Annotated in this window: 22 protein-coding genes and 1 tRNA gene; 12 read left to right on the forward strand and 11 right to left on the reverse strand. The window is 60.1% G+C overall.

What is annotated here, in order from left to right; all coding sequences use genetic code 11:
• Positions 1-235 precede the first annotated feature (235 nt).
• The 4 genes from kaiC to VJ464_30325 are packed head-to-tail and all read left to right on the forward strand — an operon-like array spanning position 236 to position 4419.
• Positions 236-1972 (forward strand): circadian clock protein KaiC, encoded by a 1737-nt coding sequence (kaiC, locus tag VJ464_30310; protein HKQ09454.1) that lies wholly within the window; start codon positions 236-238, stop codon positions 1970-1972.
• Complete coding sequence (locus tag VJ464_30315; GenBank protein HKQ09455.1) at positions 1969-2301, forward strand: circadian clock KaiB family protein; 333 nt, start codon at positions 1969-1971, stop codon at positions 2299-2301. The genes kaiC and VJ464_30315 overlap by 4 nt, the downstream gene beginning before the upstream one ends.
• An 8-nt stretch (positions 2302-2309) precedes the next feature.
• Entirely contained in the window at positions 2310-2639 is a 330-nt protein-coding gene (locus VJ464_30320) for a circadian clock KaiB family protein (GenBank protein HKQ09456.1), read from the forward strand.
• A 16-nt stretch (positions 2640-2655) separates the two neighbouring features.
• Positions 2656-4419 (forward strand): ATP-binding protein, encoded by a 1764-nt coding sequence (locus VJ464_30325; protein ID HKQ09457.1) that lies wholly within the window; start codon positions 2656-2658, stop codon positions 4417-4419.
• Positions 4420-4423: 4 nt separating this feature from the next.
• Here the strand turns inward: VJ464_30325 and VJ464_30330 are convergent, their stop codons facing one another.
• The 3 genes from VJ464_30330 to udk all read right to left on the reverse strand — a co-directional run bounded on the left by VJ464_30330 (position 4424) and on the right by udk (position 7031).
• Positions 4424-5827, reverse strand: a complete 1404-nt coding sequence (locus VJ464_30330) for an amidohydrolase (GenBank protein HKQ09458.1) — start codon at positions 5825-5827, stop codon at positions 4424-4426.
• 21 nt (positions 5828-5848) lie between these two features.
• Positions 5849-6277 (reverse strand): cytidine deaminase, encoded by a 429-nt coding sequence (gene cdd / locus VJ464_30335; GenBank protein ID HKQ09459.1) that lies wholly within the window; start codon positions 6275-6277, stop codon positions 5849-5851.
• A gap of 79 nt (positions 6278-6356) precedes the next feature.
• Positions 6357-7031 carry a uridine kinase gene (udk, locus tag VJ464_30340; GenBank protein HKQ09460.1) on the reverse strand — a complete coding sequence of 225 codons (675 nt, stop codon included), beginning with the start codon at positions 7029-7031 and terminating at the stop codon, positions 6357-6359.
• Between the two features lie 288 nt (positions 7032-7319).
• Here udk and VJ464_30345 point away from each other — a divergent pair, with 288 nt between their 5' ends.
• The 3 genes from VJ464_30345 to VJ464_30355 all read left to right on the forward strand — a co-directional run bounded on the left by VJ464_30345 (position 7320) and on the right by VJ464_30355 (position 12980).
• Positions 7320-8957, forward strand: a complete 1638-nt coding sequence (locus VJ464_30345) for an acyl-CoA carboxylase subunit beta (protein HKQ09461.1) — start codon at positions 7320-7322, stop codon at positions 8955-8957.
• Positions 8958-9060: 103 nt separating this feature from the next.
• Positions 9061-10032: a hypothetical protein gene (locus tag VJ464_30350; protein ID HKQ09462.1), complete on the forward strand. Its 972-nt coding sequence runs from the start codon at positions 9061-9063 to the stop codon at positions 10030-10032.
• 377 nt (positions 10033-10409) lie between these two features.
• A complete protein-coding gene (locus VJ464_30355; GenBank protein ID HKQ09463.1) occupies positions 10410-12980 on the forward strand; it encodes a PAS domain S-box protein in 2571 nt (856 codons plus the stop codon).
• Positions 12981-13069: 89 nt separating this feature from the next.
• Here VJ464_30355 and VJ464_30360 read toward each other — a convergent pair whose 3' ends face one another.
• On the reverse strand, positions 13070-13294 hold the full coding sequence (locus tag VJ464_30360; protein HKQ09464.1) for a hypothetical protein: 225 nt from the start codon (positions 13292-13294) through the stop codon (positions 13070-13072).
• A gap of 230 nt (positions 13295-13524) precedes the next feature.
• Here VJ464_30360 and VJ464_30365 point away from each other — a divergent pair, with 230 nt between their 5' ends.
• The 3 genes from VJ464_30365 (at position 13525) to VJ464_30375 (ending at position 15251) form a co-directional block, all read left to right on the forward strand.
• Complete coding sequence (locus VJ464_30365) at positions 13525-13914, forward strand: hypothetical protein (GenBank protein HKQ09465.1); 390 nt, start codon at positions 13525-13527, stop codon at positions 13912-13914.
• Between the two features lie 665 nt (positions 13915-14579).
• Positions 14580-14834 (forward strand): hypothetical protein, encoded by a 255-nt coding sequence (locus VJ464_30370; GenBank protein HKQ09466.1) that lies wholly within the window; start codon positions 14580-14582, stop codon positions 14832-14834.
• Between the two features lie 207 nt (positions 14835-15041).
• On the forward strand, positions 15042-15251 hold the full coding sequence (locus tag VJ464_30375; GenBank protein HKQ09467.1) for a hypothetical protein: 210 nt from the start codon (positions 15042-15044) through the stop codon (positions 15249-15251).
• 571 nt (positions 15252-15822) lie between these two features.
• On the opposite strand, the gene VJ464_30380 is transcribed toward VJ464_30375, so the two are convergent.
• Together VJ464_30380 and VJ464_30385 are read right to left on the reverse strand one after the other, a co-directional pair.
• Positions 15823-15898: transfer RNA gene (locus tag VJ464_30380), tRNA-Phe, on the reverse strand.
• A gap of 69 nt (positions 15899-15967) precedes the next feature.
• Positions 15968-16165 carry a hypothetical protein gene (locus VJ464_30385; GenBank protein HKQ09468.1) on the reverse strand — a complete coding sequence of 66 codons (198 nt, stop codon included), beginning with the start codon at positions 16163-16165 and terminating at the stop codon, positions 15968-15970.
• Positions 16166-16278: 113 nt separating this feature from the next.
• Here VJ464_30385 and uppP point away from each other — a divergent pair, with 113 nt between their 5' ends.
• Entirely contained in the window at positions 16279-17133 is an 855-nt protein-coding gene (gene uppP, locus VJ464_30390; GenBank protein ID HKQ09469.1) for an undecaprenyl-diphosphatase UppP, read from the forward strand.
• Between the two features lie 5 nt (positions 17134-17138).
• On the opposite strand, the gene VJ464_30395 is transcribed toward uppP, so the two are convergent.
• The 5 genes from VJ464_30395 to VJ464_30415 all read right to left on the reverse strand — a co-directional run bounded on the left by VJ464_30395 (position 17139) and on the right by VJ464_30415 (position 22798).
• Positions 17139-17483, reverse strand: a complete 345-nt coding sequence (locus tag VJ464_30395) for a signal peptidase I (GenBank protein HKQ09470.1) — start codon at positions 17481-17483, stop codon at positions 17139-17141.
• Positions 17484-17856: 373 nt separating this feature from the next.
• On the reverse strand, positions 17857-18318 hold the full coding sequence (locus VJ464_30400; GenBank protein ID HKQ09471.1) for a hypothetical protein: 462 nt from the start codon (positions 18316-18318) through the stop codon (positions 17857-17859).
• 18 nt (positions 18319-18336) lie between these two features.
• Positions 18337-18921 (reverse strand): hypothetical protein, encoded by a 585-nt coding sequence (locus VJ464_30405; GenBank protein HKQ09472.1) that lies wholly within the window; start codon positions 18919-18921, stop codon positions 18337-18339.
• A 36-nt stretch (positions 18922-18957) separates the two neighbouring features.
• Entirely contained in the window at positions 18958-22200 is a 3243-nt protein-coding gene (locus VJ464_30410; protein HKQ09473.1) for a HEAT repeat domain-containing protein, read from the reverse strand.
• 259 nt (positions 22201-22459) lie between these two features.
• On the reverse strand, positions 22460-22798 hold the full coding sequence (locus VJ464_30415) for a hypothetical protein (protein HKQ09474.1): 339 nt from the start codon (positions 22796-22798) through the stop codon (positions 22460-22462).
• Positions 22799-23652: 854 nt separating this feature from the next.
• Between VJ464_30415 and recA the strand changes: the two genes are divergently transcribed.
• Positions 23653-24729 (forward strand): recombinase RecA, encoded by a 1077-nt coding sequence (gene recA, locus VJ464_30420; GenBank protein HKQ09475.1) that lies wholly within the window; start codon positions 23653-23655, stop codon positions 24727-24729.
• The last annotated feature ends 267 nt before the right edge of the window (positions 24730-24996 follow it).

Here is a 24996-nt window from a genome sequence, read left to right on the forward strand (position 1 = left end):
GCGCAAAAGGTGAAGACAATTTCGGCACGCGCTGCTGCGCGGCGCTTCTCTGTGGGTAGTGATTCGGTAAATCGCTATGCTAGAATACTGCAACTGTCATTGGCCACAGCCGCATGGCAGGTTGTCACGATTATAGTACGCACGGGAGATGCCCCAGCCGCGCCGCCACTCCCCCGGCTGGCGCCAGGGCGGATGAATCTATCAACCCATCATGTCAGATCAAGAGATGTCACGGATGAAAAAGTCAAGAAAGCAAATTACTCCGTCGTCGATTCCCAAAGCCCCAACCGGCATTGCGGGACTGGACGAGATCACCGGCGGCGGCCTGCCCGCCGGTCGTCCGACGCTGGTGAGCGGCAGCGCCGGCGCCGGCAAGACCTTGCTCGCCGTCGAATTCCTGGCGCGCGGCGTGACCGAATTCGGCGAGCCCGGCGTGTTCATGATGTTTGAGGAGAATGCCGAGGAATTGATCGCCAACGTGCGCTCGCTCGGCTTTGACCTGGAGAAGCTGGCCGCGCAAAAGAAGCTCGTCCTCGATTACGTCTACATCGAGCGCAGCGAGATTGAAGAGACCGGTCAATACGACCTCGACGGGCTCTTCATCCGGCTCGCCCATGCGATTGACTCCGTCGGCGCCAGGCGCGTCGTGCTCGACACCATCGAGGCGCTCTTTGCCGGCCTGCCGAACCACGCCATCCTGCGCGCCGAGCTGCGGCGGCTCTTTCGCTGGCTCAAAGAGCGTGGCATGACGACGGTCATCACCGGCGAGCGCGGCAGCAATTCGCTGACCCGTTACGGGCTGGAAGAGTACGTCGCCGATTGCGTCATTGTGCTGGATCACCGCGTTGAAGAGCAGATTTCGACGCGCCGCCTGCGCGTCGTCAAGTATCGCGGCTCGGCGCACGGCACCAACGAATACCCGTTCCTGATCGGGTTGAACGGGCTTTCCGTGCTGCCGGTCACCTCGCTGATGCTCAACCATGAAGTATCCACCGAGCGCGTTTCGACAGGGATTGCCCGGCTCGACGAGATGCTCGACGGCAAAGGGGTTTACCGCGGCAGCAGCGTCCTGGTTTCGGGCGCGTCCGGCACCGGCAAGAGCACGGTCGGCGTGGCGTTTGTTATCGCCGCCTGCCAACGCGGCGAGCGCGGCTTGCTTTTCTCTTATGAAGAATCCGCCGCGCAGCTCACCCGGAATATGCGCTCAATCGGGCTCAATCTTGAGCCGTGGATAAAGAAGGGATTGCTCGAAATCCATGCGACGCGCCCGACCCTGTTCGGCCTTGAACAGCATCTGGTGATGATGCACGAACGCGTCATGGCTTTTCATCCTTCGGTCGTCGTCGTAGACCCGATCAGCAACTTGACGATTGAAGGCAAGACCGCGGAGATCAAGCCGACGCTGATGCGGCTGATTGATTTCTTAAAGCAAGAGCAGATCACCGCCCTCTTTACCAGTCTGACGAGCAGCTCGAACGGCGGCGCCCTGGAAGACTCGCAGGTCGGCGTGTCGTCGCTGATGGACACATGGCTGCTGCTGCGCAATGTCGAGTACAACGGCGAGCGCAATCGCACCCTCTTCGTTCTGAAGTCGCGCGGCATGGGACATTCAAACCAGGTGCGCGAATTCATCCTCTCTGATCGCGGCGTTGATCTGGTGGATGCCTATCTTGGCAGCGAGCGCGTCCTGACTGGCACGGCGCGCGCGGCGCAAGAAGCGCGGGAGCGCGCCGCCGCGGACTTGCGCCGACAGGATCATGAGCACCGGCTGCGACAATTGGCAAATAAGCGCAAGGCGATAGAAGCGCAGATCGCCGCATTGACGGCGGAAGCTGAAGCTGATGCCGCGGAAGTTAACTTCGCCATCGCCCAGGAAGCGCTGGTGGCTGACACGGTGGCGCGGAATTCGCAATCCATGGCGCAGCTGCGCGGAAATGCGAAATCCGGCAACCATTCGAGGAAACGAAAATGACCAACCGCAAGGGGGCCAGGGCAACCACGAGTGCGGCCTCGCGGACTGCCAAAGCCGAATATAAGCTGCGGCTTTACGTCGCCGGGCAGACCGAGAAATCGCTTACCGCCTTCGCCAATCTCAAGCGCATCTGCGAAACCCACCTCGCCGGGCGCTATGATATCGAGGTGGTCGATCTGCTATTAAACCCGAAGCTCGCCGCTGGCGATCAGATACTCGCCGTGCCGACGCTGGTGCGAAAATTGCCCGAACCAATCAAGAAGATCATTGGCGACCTATCGAACGAGGAGCGCGTGCTGGTCGGCCTCGATGTGAAGCCGCTGGCCTGAGGCAAATTATGAAAAAGAAGCGGACCGCCGCCGCGCCGCCAGCCGACGAAGCCGACCGCCAGCCGGGTCACTACGTTTTCCGGCTCTATATCGCCGGCGCCTCGCCGCGCTCGATGCGCGCCATCGTCAACACCCGCAAGCTATGTGAAGCCCATTTGCAGGGCCGTTACGAACTAGAGATCATCGATCTCTTGCAGCATCCGGCGCGTGCTGTCGGCGAGCAGATCGTCGTTACGCCGACGCTAGTCAAGCGGCTCCCGTTACCCCTGCGCCGTTTCATCGGCGACCTGTCCCAGACCGAAAGTATTCTGCGCGGCCTCGACCTGCGCAGTGCCTGAGCAGAGCAGAGATACCATGTCAACGGAGAGACAAGCCCAACAGGCGCTCCGCGCCGAGAATGCCGAGCTGCGAAGGCAGCTTGAAGACGCCGAAGAGACCCTGCGCGCCCTCCGCGGCGGCGAAGTCGATGCGGTGATCGTCGGCGAGCATCTTTATATGCTCGAAAGCGCCGACATTGACTCGAACCGTTTTCGCGGCGACGTGCTGGCGCAGATCAATGACGCAGTGGTCGCCGTTGATAACGAGCAGCGCATCACCTACATCAACGCCGCCGCCGAGCGCCAGTACGGGGTCGCGGCTTCCGAGGTGTTGGGCAGCTCGCTCGACGCGATGTACGCTTACCGCTGGCCGCGGCCCGAAGACGAAGCGGCGGCAAACGCGGCAATCGAAGAAACCGGCATCTGGCGCGGCGAAAACGTCCATGTCAAACGCGACGGCGAGGCCATCCACGTCGAGTCTCACGTCAGCCGCCTGCGTGACCGCAACGGCGAAATCGCCGGCTTGCTCGCCGTCATCCGCGACATCAGCGAACGCAAGCGCGTCGAACAGTCGCGCGAAGAGCTGCTCGAACGCGAGCAGGCGGCGCGCGCCCAGGCGGAAGAGGCGAGCCGGCTGAAGGACGAGTTTCTAGCCACCGTGTCGCACGAGCTGCGCACGCCGCTCAACGCCATACTCGGCTGGGCCAGGATGCTGAACATGCACGATCTCAAGGGGGACGTTGCCCAGCGCGGCCTGACGACGATTGAGAAGAACGCGCAGGCGCAGGCGCAACTGATCGAAGACTTGCTCGACGTGTCGCGCATCGTTTCCGGGAAGCTGCGGTTGAGTGTGATGCCGGTCAGGGTTGCGGCGATCATCGAAGACGCGGTCGAGACCATCCATCCCGCCGCCGAGGCAAAGGGCGTCAGCCTCGACCTCGACATAGACTCAGACTCCGGGCTGGTCTCGGCCGACCCGCAGCGGCTGCAACAGATGGTGTGGAATCTGCTCTCGAATGCCGTCAAGTTCACGCCGCGTGACGGTCACGTTCAGGTGCGACTGGCGCGCGTTAACTCGCACGTCGAGATTGTCGTGAGCGACACCGGCCAGGGGATCGCGCCGGAGTTCTTGCCCTACGTCTTCGACCGCTTCCGGCAGGCGGACGGCTCGATCACGCGCCCGTATTCGGGGCTGGGGCTGGGGCTGGCCATCGTCCGTCACCTGGTCGAGCTTCACGGCGGCAGCGTCGAAGCCCGTAGCGCGGGAATCAACCAGGGGGCGATGTTTACGATCAGGCTGCCGCTGCTGATGGTTCACATGAAAGAGGGCGAGGCACAGTCTGCGCGCCGCGGCGCGGATGGCGCGGAGCCGCTACGGGTGGAGCCGCTGCCCTCGCTTGACGGGGTGCGTGTACTGGTCGTTGACGACGAGGTGGACGCGCTCTTGCTCATGAGCGAAATGCTCTCTCAATGCGGCGCATCGGTGAAGACGGCGGCTTCGGGTGAAGAGGCATTTGCGGAGTTGAAGGAGTGGCACCCGCATGTCATCGTCAGCGACATCGGCATGCCGAAAGAAGATGGCTACGCCTTCATGAAGCGTGTGCGAAGCTGGACGCGGGAGATCGGCAGTTGGATTCCGGCGGTGGCGCTGACGGCGTTCGCGCGCGCCGAAGACCGTATGCGGGCGCTGGCCTCCGGCTATCAAATTCATGTGCCGAAGCCGGTCGAGCCCGCGGAGTTGATTACAGTCATCGCCAGCCTGGTCGAGCGCCCGGCAGCGCCGTGGAAAAACCAGCCCTGACCGCTCACTTCGCCGCGAGACTCTTGCGGATGCGGTCGCGGTACTCGACGGCCTTCTGGCGCACGGCGTCGGCGTTGATCGTTATCACCCGGCGCCCCTCCATCACCAGCCGCCCGTTAATCATCACAGTTTCAACGTCCGCGGCTTTTGTCGCGTAGACCAGTTGCGACTGCACGTTGTAGAGCGGCCACTGGTGCGGGCTTTCGACGCTGACAATGATCAGGTCGGCGCGCTTGCCCGGCTCAAGCGAGCCAATCTCTTTTTCCATGTGAATCGCCCGCGCGCCGCGTATGGTCGCCATCTCTAGCGCCTCTCTGGCGTTCAGCACCGTCGGGTCTTTAGAAACGAGCTTGTGCAGCTTGGCCGCGGTGTCCATCTCTTCCCAAAGATCCAGATCGTTATTCGACGCCGCGCCGTCCGTGCCGAGGCCGACGGCAACCCCGGCTTTCAACATCTGTGGCACAGGAGCGGCTCCCGCGGCCAGTTTCATGTTCGATTGCGGGCAATGCGCGACGCCGACTTTGCGCGCCGCCAGCGTCTGAATGTCTTCCGCGGTCGGCCAGACCATGTGCGCCGCGATCACACGGTTGTCGAGCAAGCCGATGCGCTCAAGGTAAGCCACAGAGCTAGCGCCATAGCGCTCCTGAATCGTTTTGACTTCGGCGCCGTCTTCGGCGACGTGAATCACCAGCGGCACATTCTTGCGCGACGACAGCTCGTGCGCCTGCTTCAAGTGATCGGTCGAAACCGTGTAAGGCGCGTGCGGCGCAATCGCCGGAACGATCAGCGGATGGCCCTTCCATTTCTCTGTGAACTTTTCGACGTACTGCATACCGTCGTCCCAGGTCTTGTTGTCGGGCGCGGGGAAATCGAGCAGCGTTTCGCCAAGCACGCCGCGCATCCCTGCGCGCGCCGTCTCTTCGGCAACGGCATCCTCGAAGTAGTACATATCGACATAGGTCGTCGTGCCGCCTTCGATCATCTCCAGGCAGCCGAGCCGCGTGCCCCAGCGGACGAACTGTTCGTCAACGTTCTTGGCTTCAGCCGGGAAGATGTATTTTTGCAGCCACTCCATCAGCACCAGGTCGTCGGCGATGCCGCGAAACAGGCCCATCGGAACGTGCGTGTGGGTGTTGATGAGCCCCGGCATGATGACGCGATAGCCGGCTTCGACCACCCGCACGGCATTGTATTTCGACTCGATGTCCGAGGCACGGCCGACCGCGACGATGCGGTCGCGGCGCACGGCGACGGCGCCGTTTTCGATGATCGTGCCGGCCCCGTCCATGGTGACGACCGTCCCGCCGCGGATGATGTAATCGACGCGCTCGGCGGCGCTGGCGCAGCGTAGGCTAGCCGTCAACACAACGGCCAGGATCAGGAGAATGATGACTATGGTCTTTTTCAAGCGTCCCTCCGAATCGGCAGGCTAACGGTCTTCTTCCAGGAAGGTGGCGTCGAAAGGCAGCGGCAACAACTCCTCAATGTCGAGGCGGCGCACCTCGCCCGCCAGGTTGGCGAGGATGACCTTCGTGCCCGGCCCGGCGAACTCCCAGAGCGACTGGCGGCAGCAGCCGCACGGCGGCGTCACCGCTTCAAAATCGGCGACCACGGCGACTTTGACGAACTCGCGCGCCCCTTCGCTCACGGCTTTGAAGATGGCGACGCGCTCGGCGCACATCGTCAGGCTATAAACCGACTGCTCGATGTTGCAGCCGGTGTAGACGCGCCCGTCCGAGGTCATGATGGCGGCGCCGACTTGAAAGTTAGAAAACGGCGCGTGCGCCTCTTGTCGGGCTTGCTTTGCCTGCTCGATCAGCTCGCCGTCGCTGATTGAATCGGCAATCGCGTTGCGCAATGATTTTTCCCGGGCTCGCTTGGTTGTGGTCCTACTGATTCGCATTGTTGATTCTGTCGTCCTTGTCGAATGATTGCGGTTAACTCACCGCCTCGGTTTGCCCGCTCTCCGCCGCGCCGCGAGCGCGCAACGTGACCGGGTCGCCGGCCTCCGCGAGAATGGATTGAATCTTACAGGTGATCATATCGATGCCGACCTCGTTATGACCGCCTTCGGGAATGATGATGTCGGCGTAGCGCTTCGACGGCTCGACGAATTGCAGGTGCATGGGCCGCACGGTCGTCTGGTACTGCGAGATGATCGAGTCGAGACTGCGCCCGCGCTCATGCACGTCGCGGTCGAGGCGGCGGATGAAGCGGATGTCGGCGTCGCAATCCACAAAGATTTTCAAATCCATCAAGCGACGCATCTGCGGGTCGAAGAAGACCAGGATGCCTTCGACGATAATCACCGGGCGCGGCTCGACGTGAATCGCTTCGGCGCGGCGCGAGTGCGTGGCGTAATCGTAGGTCGGCTGCTCGATGGTCTCGCCGGCTCGCAGCGCCTCCATGTGATTCATCATCAGGCTGATGTCTATGGCGTCGGGGTGGTCGAAGTTGACCTTGTGGCGTAGTTCAAGCGGCATGTCGCCGAGGTTGCGATAGTAGGCGTCCTGTTGCAGATAGACGACGTTGTCGGCGCCTACGGAAGTGATAATCTTCTGCGTAACGGTCGTCTTACCGGAACCTGTGCCGCCGCTAATGCCAATGATCATACTCCATATTCTACAGCAGAACCGATGAATGATGAATGACGATTTGAACAAACCGCGCGCCTCATCTGCTCAGGGCTATTCAATTCTGCAAAAAGGGATGAGAAACAAACACAGAGGCACAGAGACACGGAGGCACGGAGTCTTCTCTGTGTCCCTCCGTGTCTCTGTGCCTCTGTGTTTAACTCATCTTTATGAATGTCGAGAACGGAATCCCTCTGTCATCTGCTTGTCACGCTCAGAGGCGGTTGCTATGCTTGGCTTTCGCATTTCAGTTTGCGACTTCGCGCTATGGAAACTTCGACCGCCACCGCCAACCGCGAGCACTTTCAACGTCTGGTCAATGAACTCAAAACCCTCGAAAACAAGCTGCGCCTGGGCGGCGGCCCGGACCGCATCGCCCGCGAGCATAAGAAAGGCAAGCTCACGGCGCGCGAGCGCATCAAGCTGCTGTTCGACGAAGGCGCTTACTTTCAAGAGACCGGCCTGTTGATCGCCTACGATCAATACGAGGGCCAGGCACCCGCCGCCGGCGTCGTCACAGGCATCGGGCGCATCAGCGGGCGCGAAGCCGTCGTCGTCGCCAACGATGCGACCGTTAAGGCCGGCTCGTGGTGGCCGGAGACCGTGCGCAAGGTTCTGCGCCTACAAGAAATTGCCATGCGTTGCCGCGTGCCGATTGTCTACCTTGTAGATTCAGCGGGCGTCAACCTGCCATACCAGAGCGGCGTCTTTCCCGGCCAGTACGGCGGCGGCAGAATCTTTTTTTATAACTCGGTGATGCGCCGCTATCTGAAAGTGCCGCAGCTTGCCGCCGTCATGGGGCCGTGCGTTGCGGGCGGCGCTTACCTGCCTGCGCTGAGCGATCTCATCATCATGGTCGAGGGCACTTCGTTTATGGGGCTGGGCGGGCCGAACCTTGTGAAAGGCGCGGTCGGCCAGTCGGTTGATAGCGAAACGCTCGGCGGGGCCCGCACGCACAACGAGATTTCCGGGGTCGCGCATTACCGCGCCAAAGATGATACCGAATGCGTTCTCAAGCTGCGCGAGGCGGTCACGGAGCTGCCGCTCGCGCCCGCCGTGCGCGTCAAGCTGATCGAGCCACGCGAGCCGGCGCGACCCATTGCTGACATCTATGACCTCATGCCCGCGGATCACCGCGGCCCTTACGATATGCGCGATGTGCTGGCCTGTCTGCTGGACGGGGGCGAGCTGGATGAGTTTCAGGCCGACTACGCGAAAGAGATGATCTGCGGCTTTGCGCACATCGCAGGCATTCCCGTCGGCGTCATCGCCAACCAGCGCGGATTGCTGCGCGGCGCGGCGGGCCGCCCGCCAAAGTTCGGCGGCATCATCTACACAGACTCCGCGGAAAAGGTCGCCTACTTCATCGAGACCTGCACGCGGCATCAAACGCCGCTGCTCTTCTTGCAAGACGTGTCGGGCTTTATGGTCGGCACGGACGCCGAGCATTCAGGGATCATTCGCGCCGGCGCGCGCTTCGTCGAAGCGATGGCGACGGCGACCGTGCCGAAGCTCGTGCTGACGCTCAACCACGCGTCGGGCGCGGGCTATTATGCGATGGCCGGCCAGGGGTTCGATCCCGATTTCATCTTCACCTGGCCGACCGGGCGCATGGGCGTGATGGAAGGCGAGTCGGCGGTGATGGCGCTATTCAGCGCCGAGCTTGAGAAGCTTCAGCGCGAAGGCCGCCAGCCGGATGAAAAGATGATCGCCGAGATGGATCGCGTTCGCGCCCGCTATGACGCCGAGCTAGACGCCAGGTTCGCCGCGGCGCGCGGTTTCGTTGACGCCATCATCACGCCCGAAGAGACGCGCCCGGCGCTCGCACTGGCGTTGCGCACGACGCTCAACAACCCCGGCCCGCACCTCGGCGTGCCGATGCTGCCGACGCCCATCGAGTGGTAAGACCGCGGGCGCCGCTTGCGACGCGACCAGGGCCAATGGGCGCTGGCAAAGAATCACACAGATGCATCCGTCCTCGAAAACTAAACTCCAGGGAGGTTTGCGCATGAGAATACGACTTTCGCTCCAGGCAATGACCGTCGCAGGGATGCTGGCGCTGGCGCTCGTCGCCACGAGCTGCGAGCCGGCGACCAACAACAGCAACACCGCAAACAGCAACAGCAGCGCCCCGGCAGCCGCGCAACCGGCGGGGCTTCCCGCCGATGCGACAGCCGCCGACGCGCCGGGCTTCATGAAAGCCGGGCCGACGGGCAATGTGTCGCTGAAATTCACCGCGCCGGTAGACGGCAGCTCGGTGAGCGGTGACACGGTAGCTCCAACCTTCACGATCACCGGCTACCCGATCTATCAAGACCCGGCACGCAAAAAGGGCCAGCACATTCACGTCATTCTCGACAACGAGCCGTATGAAGCCGATTACAATCCGGTTGCGCCCTTCTCGCCCGACAAGTTCAAGAACCTCGCGCCGGGCACACACACCTTGCGGGCCTTCCCGAGTCGCGAGTGGCATGAATCGATCAAGCAGGAGGATGCCGCCGATTTCGATTTCGTCGTCTTCAACAATGGCAGCGCTACCGCGACCAACGTTGACAAGAAAGCGCCCTTGCTGACTTACTCGCGCCCGAAGGGTGATTACAAGATCAATGATGACCCGCGCGGCTTGATGCTCGACTTCTACGTCACCAACGCGACGCTTGGCGAAAATGGCTATAAGGTGCGTTACACGGTCGACGGCAAGAAGACGGCCGTGCTGACCCGTTGGGAGCCCATATGGTGGAAGTGGGCCGACGTGCCTTTGGGCGAGCATACGGTGGTGCTTGAGTTGTTAGACAAGAATAACCAGCCGGTGCCGTTCAAGGTCGGTAACGCCGACTACAACCACACCGAGCGCAAGTTCCGTGTGACGGACGAAACCGGCGCCGTAGACCACCACGACGCCAACACCAACGGCAACGCCAACGCGAATCGCAATACCAACACGAATCGCAACGGCGCGGCGGCGAACAAGAACAAGTAGCCGCCTTCTTGAAATCGCGGAAGGGGTAGAGGCGCGGGGCAACAGGCGAGCCGGCCGACCCAAGCGGTGGTTGTCGGGTCGCCGGGGCTTTTCAGTTCCGCCCTCTGCTCGTCTGCCCCTTCGATCTCGTTTCCTCTGCTCCGCGGCTCACGGCGGCTCGTCGCACTCGCCGCGCTGCCTTCAACCCGTTTACTCAGGCGACTTAAAAAGATTGTAATAACCAACCGGGTATTATAAAGTTGCAACTGTGGACCTTGCCTCCCGCGCCTCAGCCGGGATCATCGTGATTCCAATGGCCGGCGCGCTGAATTCCTTCTCAATTCAGCAGGATTGCTCGCAAAGCGCGCTCTACGATCAGCAAGTAATAGGGATAGTTTATGCAGAGAAAGGGATCAATCGGCCCCGACAGTAACCCGACTGCCGAGCCGAAACCTGAGACAGTAGCTATTGACCACAACCTGCATGATCAACGCAATATTGAAGAGCACAAGCAGATCGAGCAGGAGTTACATGACCGCATTGAGCAGTTGCAGACCATCTGCCAGCTCAGCGCCGCCGTCAGCCGCGCCGAATCGCTCGAAGAGATTTATGCCGAGACGCTCGATGGGCTTCAGCGCGCCTTGAAGATCAACAAGGCTTCGATCCTGCTTTTCGACCCGGACGGGGTGATGCGCTTTAAGGGCTGGCGTGGGCTTTCTGATGAGTATCGTCAGGCCGTCGAAGGCCACTCGCCCTGGACGCGCGAGGCCCGCAATCCGCAGCCGATCTTTGTCGCCAACGTCGAAGAAGACTCATCGCTTGACGAGCTGCGCGAAACCCTCCTGCGCGAAGGGATTCGCGCCCTGGCCTTCATCCCGCTGCTTTATCAATCCCGCCTGCTCGGCAAGCTCATGGTCTATCACGACGCGCCGCACGAGTTCACCGAAGCCGAGGGGCAGTTAGCCCAGACCCTTGCGAGCTATGTCGCCTTCGCTATTGAGCAGAGGCAGGCCAAGGATGCGTTGCGCCGCCGCGAGCAGGCATGGTCTGATTTCTTCGAGGACGCCCCCATCGGCATGCACTGGGTCGGGCCGGACGGCACCATCATGCGCGCCAACCGCGCCGAGCTTGAAATGCTCGGTTACTCGAGCGACGAATACCTTAACCGTCATATCTCTGAATTCCACGCCGACCGCGAGGGCATCGACGATATGCTGCGGCGATTGTCGAGCGCCGAGACGCTGCAAGATTACCCGGCTCGACTGCGGTGCAAAGACGGCTCGATCAAGCACGTTCTAATCACTTCAAATGTGCAATGGGAAGATGGGCGGTTTGTCCACACGCGCTGCTTCACGCGCGACATCACCGAGCGCCTACAAGCCGAGCAGGCGAGCCTGCACCTGGCCGCGATTGTCGAATCGTCTGACGACGCCATTGTCAGCAAGACGCTCAACGGCACGATTCTTAGCTGGAACAAGGGGGCCGAGCGGATATTCGGCTATCCAGCCGAAGAGGCGGTCGGACGCAACATCCTCATGCTGATCCCAGAGGATCGGCAGGACGAGGAGCCGCAGATTCTCAGCCGCATTCAGCGCGGCGAGCGCATAGACCATTACGAAACCATTCGCAAGACTAAGGATGGGCGGCTTATCAACATCTCGGTAACGATCTCGCCCATCAGAGACAGCAGCGGCAGGATCATCGCCGCTTCTAAGATCGCCCGCGACATCACTGGGCAAAAGCAGGCCGAGAAGGAGCGCGAGCAGTTGCTGACGCGTGAGCGCGCGGCCCGTGCCGAAGCCGAAGCCGCCAACCGCGCTAAAGACCAGTTCCTGGCCACCGTTTCGCACGAGGTTCGCACGCCTTTGAACGCCATTCTCGGTTGGGCGCGTATCCTGCATTCGGGAAAGCTAGAAGGCGAGATGCAGGCGCGCGCCCTTGAAACGATTGACCGCAATGCCAGAGCCCAGGCCCAGATCATCGAAGACCTGCTCGACGTGTCGCGCATCATCACCGGCAAGCTACGGCTCGATGTCCGTCCCGTCGCTCTGACTTCGATCATCGAAGCGGCTGCCGACGCGGTGCGTCCGGCGGCGCACGCCAAAAACATCCAACTCGAAATAGGGCTGGATTACGAAGTCGGCCCGGTTTCAGGCGACGCCGACCGCTTGCAGCAGGTGGTTTGGAACCTGCTGTCGAATGCCATCAAATTCACGCCGTCCGGCGGCCAGGTCGACGTGAAGCTGGAACGTGTTGGCACAGACGCCAGACTTAGCGTGACCGACACCGGGCGCGGTATCAGCGCAGACTTCATGCCTTATCTCTTTGACCGCTTCTCGCAGGCGGACAGCTCGCTGACGCGTAAGCACGGCGGTCTCGGTTTGGGGCTGGCGATTGTCCGGCATCTCATCGAGCTGCACGGCGGCACGGTTCGCGCCGCCAGCGCCGGCGAGGGCCAGGGGGCGACCTTTGAGATTACCTTGCCGCTGGCGATCAAGCAGGAGCAGCGAATGCTCCGAAGCGATGCCGGGGTCGAGCGGCTGCCGGAGTCGCCCGAGACCTTATTCGACCCGCAGATTTCGCTGCACGGCTTGCGTGTGCTGGTGGTTGACGACGACACGGACGCGCGCGAGCTGGTGGCTACTGTGCTGACGCATTGCGGCGCGGAGGTCAGCGCCGTGGCCTCTGCGGCCGAAGCCCTGGCGATGCTCGAAACCTTCAAAGCGGATGTTATGGTGAGCGACATCGAGATGCCGGGCGAAGACGGCTATTCGCTGATCCGCAAGGTACGATCCTATGTAGACGGGGCCAGCCGAATCGCCGCAGCGGCGCTCACGGCGCACGCCAGAACCGAAGACCGCATGCGCGCGCTTGCGGCAGGCTATGACACACACATCGCTAAACCGGTCGAGCCCTCGGAGCTGCTGGCCGTCGTCGCCAGCATCGCAAGGCGAATCGCCAAGTTGTGAAAGGGGCGGAGAAGTCGCTGCGATAAGTCCTTCGCGCCTGCTTCTACAGCAACCTCAATGAATTGACCTTTGCCCTATTGCACCTTCTCTCACTGTCCAAGCTTGCCTAAACTTGCGAGGCGATACGCTTGAGATTCCTTGAGCTGTTTTTCCACCTCTTCCCGTGTCGCTGCCAGCCACAGCTCGACGTCATGCTGCCTTCTAATAGCCATCATCCTTCCATCGGGCGAAAAGGCCAGGGACTGAATCCTATTCATTGAGTCGGTGCTGAACGCCGCCAGCTCTCGCCGCCTCCCCACATCCCACGGGTTCATGAGCGTATCCCGCCCCTGGTAGCGGGCGCCGCCCTTGCACTCCCCATCCTTCCTGAGAGCCACTTGGAATAAGAAAGCCGTCTGAAGCGCTCGCCCGAAAATATTTCTATCCTCGATCCAGAGACATTGCCGTTCCCAGTGTGGAAAAGTTGCTTGTCAGAAGGTCCTCTGGATTGCGTTACATCGTCGGAAACTTGTAGTTTTATAGATTCTTCCGCTAAGAGGCACACATGAAAGACAACTTTACGTTAACCATCGCGTCTCTGCTCTCAATTCTCTTCGGCACGTTTCACCTAGCGGATGACATTGACAGAGGGATGTCACCGGGAGGGCTTTCAAACCTCTTTGCGGTGGTCATCTGCGTCGTCTGGCTGTACGGAACGTTCATGCTGGCCGGACGGCGATCAGGGTATATCATCATCCTCGTCGCGTCGCTCCTGTCAATGGGCGTCCCCGTCATCCACATGAGAGGGCCTGGAATCGGCTTCGGGACCATCCGCAGCGGGGGCTTTTTCTTTATCTGGACACTCCTGGCGCTCGGCGTGACATCGCTCTTTTCCGTCATCCTGTCGGTGCGCGGACTGATCAGGCTCTCAAGACGCAAAATCAATCAGGAGTAGCTGGCGCTTTTAAGGTGGGGTTCTTTTGAGTGAGCGCTTGCGCAAGCTTTGCAGCGGTTTTTCTGATGCCTTCAGCCTGATATTTCCAGTCAAATTGATCTTCGGTTTTTGGCTGACCGCATCCGGAACAAATTTTCCCGGTAGGGTTCGTAGTGGATAAAAGGAAGTATCCGGGCCTCGCGCTCTCACACGAAAGCCCGGAGTTACAAGATGGAAATTAACACGGGACGCTGCCGCAGCAAACGTTGAGAATGTCCTCTGTGTAGTAGGGCGAGGTAGTACCCGTCAGGGTTCCCCGCCCGTTACAGTAGATGTGGCGATAGCCTACTTCAGTTGTCATACTCGCATCGCTGTAGTAGGTGATCCCCTTCTCGTACCCGTATACGGGTGCAGCACTAACCTTACTGGTATAGTCACCGCTGCCCGACGGGAAAAGAACCCCTAACGTCATCAGCCCCAGAACCGCTGCCAAGAGAAACCGTCTTGTCACTTTGGAAATCATAATCCCCTCCTGATCGGTGTAATCTTCAAACAGGCCCACGATATATTTGCAGGAGGGTTATGTCAACAGCAAAAGACTATGATTTGAATCCCTTGAAATAAGAATTCACTTAGCATAGGATGGGGTAAATCTGTGGACGCTAAGACCGAGGAGGTACACAAGTATGAAGAACTTTCTCAAGAACCGCGCCCTGTTGACCGTCCTGGCTGTTGTGATGGTCTGGGGATCACTTACCTTTGCCCTCGCTCCAAAGGCACACGGTTGTCCTCCACAGGAGATTGATTACACCTACTACACGGATAACACCTATACAACTGCGTGTGGGTATAAAATCATTCCGTGCAGTTGCGGTAGTGGAGCGCACACCGGCGGCTGTCAGACCGCGTACTACACTATAGACTACTACGATTGCTTCTGAAGTGGGATGGGTGGCGCGGGTGGTTACTGCCCGCGCCACCTACCTAGAACAAGCTTGGTGCGACTACTTTTTCTTTGGAATGATCTGCACAGACTGGTTCTGTAGCTTCTCAAACTTTTTGATTGCAACGCGGGCCACATTCCCCCTAAACTTACATCTCCACAATTTGTCCTTTCTCAAAAATCGAATCTATCGGGAGGTATGAGTATGAAGAAGCTGCTTGCGACTGCGTTCTTGACACTTCTTTTAGCTACATCGTCCTTTGCAGGGGATATACTGTGTCCTGGCGTCACCGGCCCGCAGGAAAGCCCTGGCATTACTGGGCCGCAAGAGTCTCCTGGATTAACCGGCGACATACAGGCTCCAGGTTTCCTTGATACTCTTGCTCTCCTGTTTGGGATTTCTTGGAGTGGTTAGCTCCTACTAAACAGGGCTGGCTGGTTGAGTTCGACCTTTTGGAGGTGTTGTGGGCAACGGGGTTCGTTGTCTAAATACCTTACTGCGTCTTTGGGGCAGCGGGAGCAGCGATAGATTCCTGCTGTTCTCGCTTCTACTTTGGGCTTAAAGCGATATTCAACTGACTTCCCATTCATCCGGCGCTCGAAGGTTCCTTCGTCGGCCAGCTCCCTACAGCGCCTCGATCCATTTGATGCCTTGAATTGGAGAGAGGCCGCGAACATTTCTAACTCAGCACCATTTAACCAAGCCGGGTATTTATCCTTTGCGTATTGGGAGAGGAGGACTTTGAGGCTGGGTTTCTTGGGGGAGGTCATTGGAGAGGAGTTATTCTTGCGATACAAAGAAATCTTGTAGGGCCTTGCACTCAGCGCATTCAAAACAAGTAATCATCGAACTACCCCAGTAGAAGCTGCGAACAGTTCAAAACTGAGTGTGGCGGGGTGGGTCGGCGCAAAGTGAGCGTTATTTGTGAGTGGGAAGAAAAGATGAAACCAGCGGGTGGGTTAAAGCTATTAATTAATGGAGATTTTGGTGGCCAGGGACGGAATCGAACCGCCGACACGCGGATTTTCAGTCCGCTGCTCTACCAGCTGAGCTACCTGGCCACTCTCGGTTGACTATTTGTCCCCGATGTCAAAACGACAATATAAACAACCGCTCTTTAGGCTGTCAACTTACCTTTCGCCTCGGCGCACGTAAATGACGTAGAACAAGCCGAAGCCGACGAACGCCACCGCCGTGCCGATGCCCATGGCCAGGAACTTCTTCTGGCCGCCGTCATAGTACATATAGAAATTGAATGCCGCCAATAACGCAATCAGCAGCCACATCTCCAGGAACAACTTCAGCCCGCTATTGCTCTCTTTACCCATTACGTCTCATTCCTCTCAAAGCGGCGCTCTTGCCGCTCGCGTTGACAGTCGCGCGGCACAATCTCTACACTCACTCGTCGGTTGATTCTAGCAGCGAAGGGAAAATCTAGCGCATGTCGATCCTGCACGCCATCATCTTCGGGCTCATTCAGGGCCTCACCGAATTCATCCCCATCAGCAGCACCGCGCACCTGACCATCGCCGGCCACTTGCTCGGCGACATCAAGAGCGATCAGGAATGGACGGCCTTCATCGCCGTCATTCAACTCGGCACCCTCCTCGCCGTCATTCTCTATTTTCTGGGCGATATTATCGCCATCATTCGCGGCTTCATCACTGCCAATCTCGGCATACTCAAGAAACGCCCCATCACTCAGGCCGACAAGCAAAACGCCTGGCTCGGCTGGCTGGTCATCATTGGCACGCTGCCGGTCGCCGTACTCGGCCTCGCGCTCAAGCGGATCATCGAAGGGCCGTTTACCAAAGACCTGCGGGTTATCGCATTCGGGCTGTTGTTTGTCGCGATCCTGTTGATCATTGCCGAACTGGTCGGCAAACAGCGGCGCGACCTGAAGACGATCAAAGCCAGCGATGCCATCACCGTCGGCGTCGCCCAAGTCTTCGCGCTGATTCCTGGATTCTCGCGCTCCGGCTCGACCATCTGCGGCGGCCTGTTTGCGGGGATGGAACGCGAGGCAGCGGCACGTTTCTCGTTCCTCTTATCGATCCCCGCAATCGGCGCGAGCGGACTGCTGGAGCTTCCGAAAGCCCTGCATTCGGTCAATACCGGATGGACCAGCCTGATTGTCGCCACGATTGTTTCAGGCGTTGTCGGGTATCTTTCAATCGCCTTCTTGCTGAGCTACCTGAAAAAGCACACGACCTATCTGTTCGTCGGCTACCGAATCGCTCTTGGGTTGTTATTGATTGGCTTGCTGGTCGCGGGCCGCCTGGGGTCACACGGCTGAAGCGCTTACCAGAATTTCAGCTTCTCGAACCAGCCGAACATCACACGCAGGAAGGTGCGGCGCGGGCGCGCCACCTTGATGCGCTCGCCGGCGCGCTCGACCAGGCGGACGCGGCCCAGGATGCGGTGCAGAGGGATTGGCAAGTCGCTCTGGCTCGCCGAATCGCCGCGCGTCAGGATGAATTTTTCCGGCGACGAACGGTCCATGCGAACGATACGGTGGATGACGGCAGTGTCGTAGCGGCTCTGATACAACACGATGTCGCCCTGACGCACGGGGTCGCTGTTGATCGGCTCGACCGTCACCACGTCGCCATCTTCGATGGCCGGGCTCATGCTGCTGCCGCTCATCCGCAATTCTACAGGAAGACTCCTGCATAATAGCTGACGGGCCTGCTCCAGGAAATCGGGCGTCTCAAGCGTGACCTGGCGCCCGCGCTCCGCCTTTATACTATCATAGGCGCGCATTGCGATAACCCCTCTCTGCAAAACTTCCTGAGAGCCGCAGGCTCTCGCCACTTGCAAGACCTCAGACGAGGTGATTGACGGCTACGCCAATAATAACCCAATCACTGAGGCCCGAAAAGTCCAAATCAAATTCTCGGCGTCGCCAAATGTAAAAGATTTGTTGCGGACGCTGGCGCCAAGTATCGCCTCTGCAAGAACCGACCGCCGCCTGAATCTATGCCAGCCTGTGCCCTCATCGGTCTATCAGGCACCGGGCTTATTTCTTATGCAGTACCATTGTCATCGAGCCGTCGCTTCGCAGCTTCAATTGCCCATTGCTTTCGGCTTCGATTCGGTAGCCTTCCTGACGAGCGCCTGTGAGCGCTTCGCCGCCTACGGTTTCGATGTAAAGGACAAGCTCGCCCTGCGCACTGATCAAGTAACTGCCTTCTTCGACGCGCGTCCCGCCGCGGCCCTGGCGCTCGCTGCGAAACCCGCCATCCTCCTTAAAACTGAACGTCCAGCGCGTCGCCGTTTGCATCGAGTCAGCGCCATACTCATCGGCCATTGATTGAACAATGAAGTCGCCACTCAGGCGGCGGCCCGAATCTTCGACCGATTCAGCACTGTGACCGCGCAAGCCGTCTTCATAAGTCTGCGGGTCGGCTTTGCGACAGGCGACGGAACAGAGCGCCAGGGCCGCGCAGATTGTCAGTTGCAGAAGCCGCCGTCTATGCATTCAACCCGAGCTTCCGACTTATGGCGTGCGGACAAGCAACGCCACCTCGCCAGTCTTGGACGTCAGCCGCACTTCGCGCCCATCGGGCGTCATGCCGACGGTGTAATTCTTTTCAATCGGTTTTTTATTGATGCTCTTGCCCGACAAAACAATCTTGAAGGTCAGCTTGTCGCCATCTAAGTTAAACTCGCCCGATTCGGTGTTAATCGTCTTGCCTTTGACGGTGGCGACGCGACTGTAGCGGCCATTGGCGTTGAAGACATATTCAATCTTCGCCTGGGTGATCAGCGTCGAGACGCCGCCTTTTTGAATTTGATTCATGACGTAAGTGCCGACCATCTTCGCTGGATCAGGGGGGCCGGTCGCAGCACTCGGCTGGCTGGAGTTGCTGTTCGAATTGGCCGGTGTCGCCGGGGATGCCTTGACGTTGGCGGCGTTACCATTCCGGTTTACGGATTCGGCAATGCCTGTCGGGGCGTTGCTGTTGGTTGCCGGCGCAGCGACATTCTTTACGGCGCTGTTGGAATCGCTTGCCGGCTGCGCGCAGCCTATGAGCGTGGCAGCGATCAGGGCAGCGATCAGGAGTGTAATCGTTTTCTTCATGCCTCTCGTTCGTTCACCTCGAATTGCAAATTGCCGTTACGGGCGCGGCGGCTTCGGCGTCGCAGCTTTGTCGCGCGGCGCGTTGCTTTGAGCGCGAAGGCGTTGAACGGCCTGCAAGGCGGCGTCGCGCACATCACTGCTCGGGTCCGAATCGGCGAGCCGTTCAAGCGGCGGAAGGACGCGCGCGTCACCAATGTCTGCGAGCCCCGCGGCGGCGGCCTGCCGCACCTCTTCGTCACGGTCAGTGAGCGAAGCGACCAGGGCATCAACGGCGCGAGCATCGCGAAAATGCGCCAGTGCCGCGACGCTGCGCTTACGAACGGCGACCGAACCGCCGCGCATCGCCGCCAGAATCGGCGCGATAGCCGAAGCATCGCCGATCTTGCCAAGCGCTTCGATGGCTTCGGGCCGCGCTCCCGATAAATCGTTTGCCACCAGATCGAGCAGCCCGCCGACCGCCTGCTTCGAGCCGATGTCGCCGAGCGCTTCGGCAGCAAGCTGGCGCACAGACGGGCGGCTGTCCTTGAGCGCCGCAATCAAGCTCGGCAGCGCCGCATCACCGAGGCGGGCCAACGAAGCGGCGGCCTGGGCTCGCATGGCGCTCGATTCATCACGTAGCATCGCCAACAACGGCGCGACGGCGCGTTCGCTGCCGGTGTGCCCCAATGCCTTCACCGCCGCCATGCGGACGCTGGCGTTGCTATCCGTAGTCGCCTGATGGATGCGCTCAATGGCGCGCGGCGAGTTGAAGCTGCCGAGCGCCTCGATGGCGGCTTCGCGGATCGTCGGCTGCGCGGCATTGGCCATCTCGATGATCTGCTCAACCGCGCCGTCGCCCATCTGGCCGAGCGCGAAAGCGGCCTGTTCGCGCACGAAATAACGCTCATCACGCAAGAGCTGAATCAAGGCTTTCGTCGCCCGCCCGTCGCCAATCACGCCGAGCGCATGCGCCGCGACGGCGCGCATCTCTGCCGTCAAGCTGCGGTCTTGAATAAACGCCAACAGCGGTTCAACCGCCGGCTTGCCGATGCGCCAGAGGACGCGAGCCGCGCGCTCGCGGTCTTGATCGCGCGGCGTCCGCATCACCTCTATGAGCGGCGGCACCGCCCGCGCGCCGATGCCGGTCAACGCTTCGGCAGCGTAATAACGCACGATGGGGTCTTTGTCGGTGACCGCCCTGGCCAACTGCGCCGTCGCCTCTTCGATGGGCGTGTCGGCAGACACACGCGCCAGCACCTGCGCCGCCCGCGCCCGCACATGCCAGTCGCTGTCCGTAAGCGAGCCGACCAGCACGCGGACGGCTCGCGCATCTTGCATGCGGACGAGCGATTCGGCCGCCGCCAGGCTGACGCGGGCATCGCGATCATTCAGCAAGCCGCTCAGCGGCGCGATAGCGCGCCCATCTTTCAAGCGACCGAGCGCATAGGTCGCCTCGATGCGGACTTCGGCGCTCGCATCCGTGAGCGCGCTGACAAGCGCCTCAAGCGCACGTTGATCGCCCATCACGCCAATCGTGCGGGCGGCTTCAGCGCGAACGCGGATGTCGGAATCTTTCAAAGCCGAGATCAGCAGCGGCGTTGACTTCGCATCGCCGAGCCGCGCCAGCATCGTGATGGCGGCGACGCGGGTTTGCCAGTTCGGATTGGTGATGTCTGCGCTCAATCGCTCGACCGAGATGCCGAGCGCCGCCAGCGACCCCAGCGCCGCCTCTCGCACCCTTTGATCCGTATCTTTTGCCGATGCGAGCAACGCTTCTGACGAGGTGTGATCGGCAATCAGTCCGAGCGAGGTGACTGCCGCCAGCCGCACTTCCCTGTCGGGCGAACTCGTCGCCGTCACCAACGCGTCAACGGCGCGGCGGTCTTTCAACAAGCCAAGCGCGGTTGCAGCGCTGCTGCGCACGGGCACGTCTTTGGCAGCCGCCAGGGCTTCGATCAGTGGGGGCACGGCTTGCGGGTCGCCGAGCATCGCCAACCGCTCTGCGGCTAACGAGCGTGAAGCCGCGTCGCCGCTCCGCAATTGATCGATCAGCGAATCCGCCGTCACGTTCACAGCACCGAGGGCGCGCAATACGGGCTCGCTCAACTTACCGTCGGCGGCTCTGGTTTGTAGAAGCAGGTTGGCGACTCGTGCCCGGTCGAACGAGGCCAGCGATTCAATGATCGTCGCCTGCACGGGCGGCAATTTTTCTCGCCGTAATGCGGCGATCAGCGCATTGATGGTCGCTTCGTCTTTGGGATTGGCTTTGCTCACCTTCGCCAGCGACACAACCGACGCCGAGCGGATGCGTGGCGCAGGGTCTTCGATCAACTTGATGAGCGCGCCGCGGGCTTCCGAGCCGTTGAAGCGCGCCAATCCCTCGGCGATCAACAGACGGAAGAGGAATGATTCGTTCGCGTTTGATTTCGCTGATGTGGAATTGGCCGGCTGTGGCGTGGCCAGCTCGACAAGCGCCGGCAGACTCTGATTGTCGGCAAATTCGAGCAGGTCGCGCAGCGCCGCCAGCCGCACGTCTGCATAGGGGCTGCGCAAGGCAATGATTACCGCATCAAGCGCCTCGTGGTGGCCAAGACGATAGAGCGCCGCCGCATACTCCCAATCCTCAGACGTTCTTGGCGCCGCGGCGATGGCTGTCCCGGCGGCCTTGTAGCCGATCTTCCCCAGGGCCACGGCGGCGGCTTTACGCAGCCCGGGCGATTCGTCTTGAAGCAGCGCCGCGAGCGCATCACCGGCTTTTTCGGCTTTCAATTCCCCGAGCGCCGTAACGGCTGTTCGCTTGACGTACGGGTCGTCGTCTTTGAGCAAGCGGAGCAAAGAATCAATGGCCGACGCGCCATTGGTCGCGCCGAGCGCGCGCGCCGCCCGCGCCCGCGTGTACGGATCAGGCGAAGCCATCATCGGCTCAAGTAGGGCCGCATCCACCGGCGTCTTCATCGCCCCAAGCGCCGTCAGCGCCGATTCGCGCACATACCAGCTGGCATCCTGGAGCAAAGGAAGAACGGTTTGCGGGGGCACCGTCCCGCTCAGTTGCGCCACAGCTCTAGCCGCCGTGCCGCGGACGTACCAGTTCTCGTCACCGAGGCCCTGCTTGATCTTCTCCGCGGGTTCGGGCGTCCCGGTTTCAAGCGATTTAATCAACGCCTCGGCGCGCTGAGCGGCGGGCGTCGTTCCGGCCTTTGGCGTGTCAGGCGTCGGCAAGCTGTTCTGTTGCGCCAGGGCAGCCCCTCCGAGCAATACAGCTACCGTTAATGGGGTGGTAACAAGAAGACGATTTTTCATTCGCAAGACCACGAGAAAGATGCCCTGCGTCAGGGAATCGCAGACTGATGAATTCGCGTCGAGTTGCATTCTACAGGATGGCGGCGAGCTTTCGAAAGCGGAATGGCCGGGGCTGTCATCGGCTCCATCAAAACGGTCCGCCCTGGACGGAGACGGTGCAGCGCCGTGCGGTTTCAAAACGCCTGCCGAATGCACGAAGCCCGCGCTTCAGTTCGAGAGCGCGGGCTTCGGCGGAAAAACTCGTTGTTGCCTGATGGCACTAGGCGGCGAGCCGGTCGTGCGTCTGTTGAGCCTTTTCGGCAAAGACGGTGAAGCGCGACATCGCTTTTTCGACGGCGGGCATGGCCGCCGGCACATTGATCTTCAAGAAACGGATCAAATGACCGACCTCGGTTGGCGTCAGGTCCTCAGGGCTGCGACCGGGGATGCCGAGCGGCACCAGATACGCCCGCATATTCAGGCTGGTGCGGCGCATCTCGGTCTCAAGCGTTTGAATGAACTCCTCGCGCTCGGCCATATTCATGGACACCAGACCGTCACGGATCAGGCTTTTCAGCTCATTCGGATCAGTCAGCACCGGCTGACGCGGTTGAGCCAATCGGTTACGCGTGTGTAGACTTCTTGTTGCTAAATTCCTTTTCATTTTTTCTACCCTCTTCGGTTGCATAACAACCCAACGTTCCTTTGGTCACATCCTTAGCTCTTATGTCCCAGTTCCCTTCCACCAGAGGGCCGGACATTCAAGCCCTTAAACGCTGCGATTGCGGTGAAGTTTCAAGAACTTCGGGCTCTCTCAACCTCTGCTTTCAACCGTAAAGAACGTCTTGCGACCGCTTCTTTGCGATCCCGCTATGCTTTTGTGCAATCAATATGCCAACGGGTTGCCTGAGTCCACAGCCCTGGTCTTTGGCCGCCTCCGCCTCCGCTCTGGTGATCTTACAGATCAATTCGCCGATCTGCTGTCCTGGGAAGCAGGTGTATGATCCGAAATCAAACGGTTGTACGGAATAGGACCATAAATCTGCGTCGCCTTATCCCTTTCAGGCAGGCGGGATGATGGCCTGTTCGACCATCACCGGCCGCAGGATTCTGCGAGGGCGCCCTGGGTTGAGTAACTCTTGTCTCACACGCAGACAATTAGGCCACACTAAATTATACGTGACCCTCTTCCCAGAGGGCGCTTCAGTGGAAATTCAGGCCGTTTTAGGCCATTTTTCAAAGATTGTTGGTGTGAGCGGCTCAGTGGTACAGGGCTTGCTCAAGAGAAAGACAATTCAGCATCACACCCAACGATGCTTGCCAATTACAACCTGAGGGGCCAAGAGGCACCGGCGAAACCGGTGCCTTTTTTTCTGTCCGCGCAGGGGAGAAAAAATTAGAGCTTGCCGTGTCGCTATGCTATAATCTTTTTTCGAAACCCCACCCTCAGAATGAAAGGAATCACCGATAGATATGGCAGATGAACGCAATGAGCGCAATCGCGCGATTGACCTGGCAATAGCCGGCATCGAGAAGCAGTTCGGCAAAGGCTCGATCATGCGACTCGGCGAAAAGAAGGTCGTGGACATCCCGGCCATCTCCACCTCCTGCCTCAGTCTCGACGCCGCCATCGGCATCGGCGGCGTGCCGCGTGGCCGCGTTGTTGAAATCTACGGGCCGGAATCTGGCGGCAAGACGACGCTTGCCTTGCACATCGTCGCGCAAGCCCAGAAAGCCGGTGGCGTCGCGGCTTACATTGACGCAGAGCACGCGCTCGATGCCCAGTATGCTGCGAGACTCGGCGTGCAGGTCAACGAACTTTTCATCTCGCAGCCGGATTCGGGCGAACAGGCGCTGGAAATCACCGAAGCGCTGGTGCGCTCAGGCGGCGTTGACGTGTTGGTCATCGATTCAGTGGCGGCGCTGGTGCCGCGTGCTGAACTCGACGGCGATATGGGCGATTCGCTGCCCGGTCTGCAAGCACGTCTGATGTCACAGGCGCTCAGAAAGCTCACGGCGGTCGTTGCGCGCTCGAACACCTGTCTGATTTTCATCAATCAAATTCGCGAGAAGATCGGCATTATGTTCGGCAACCCGGAAACGACGACCGGCGGGCGGGCGCTGAAATTCTACTCGTCTTTGCGACTGGAGATTCGCCGCTCCACACAAATCAAGGACGCCGACACGGTGGTCGGCAGCCGCACCAAGGTTAAAGTCGTCAAGAACAAAGTCGCGCCGCCGTTTAAGGAAGCCGAATTCGACATCATGTACGGTCTGGGCATCTCGCACGAAGGCGACCTGCTCGACCTTGCCGTCGAGCACAAGATTGTCGAAAAGAGCGGCGCGTGGTTCAGCTTTCACGGCGAGCGGCTCGGCCAGGGCCGCGAGAACGTCAAGAACCTGCTGAAGTCTGACGCCGAGATGCAGGGTCGCATCGAGACCGAAGTGCGCAGTGCCCTCGGCTTGAACGGCAGCGGCGAGGCAGCGGCGGCAGAAACCGTCGCGGCAGCGCCGGGTGGCTCGACGCGCCGCGCCGCGCCCAAAGAATAACTTTTTCAACCGTCCATCTTTGCTTCTCAAGCGTGAGCCTCGGCAAACCGGGGTTCACGCTTTTTGTTTTCCAGCTGACCTGCCAGCCGAGGCCCGCCCGCCCCGCGCCCGCCTTTTCTGCTATATCTTGTCACGGCCATTCAGTTCTCAGGTTTTGATGCCAATCAGTGCTAGCGCGGCTTGAGGTTGCGCCGCATACTTCCGACAAGCGGCGGCGATGTTGCTCTCGCCTGTCTTGCGCAGCAAGCCGATCACCGTATTCCTTAA

The sequence above is a fragment of the Blastocatellia bacterium genome, assembly GCA_035275065.1.
GTDB lineage: Bacteria > Acidobacteriota > Blastocatellia > UBA7656 > UBA7656 > DATENM01.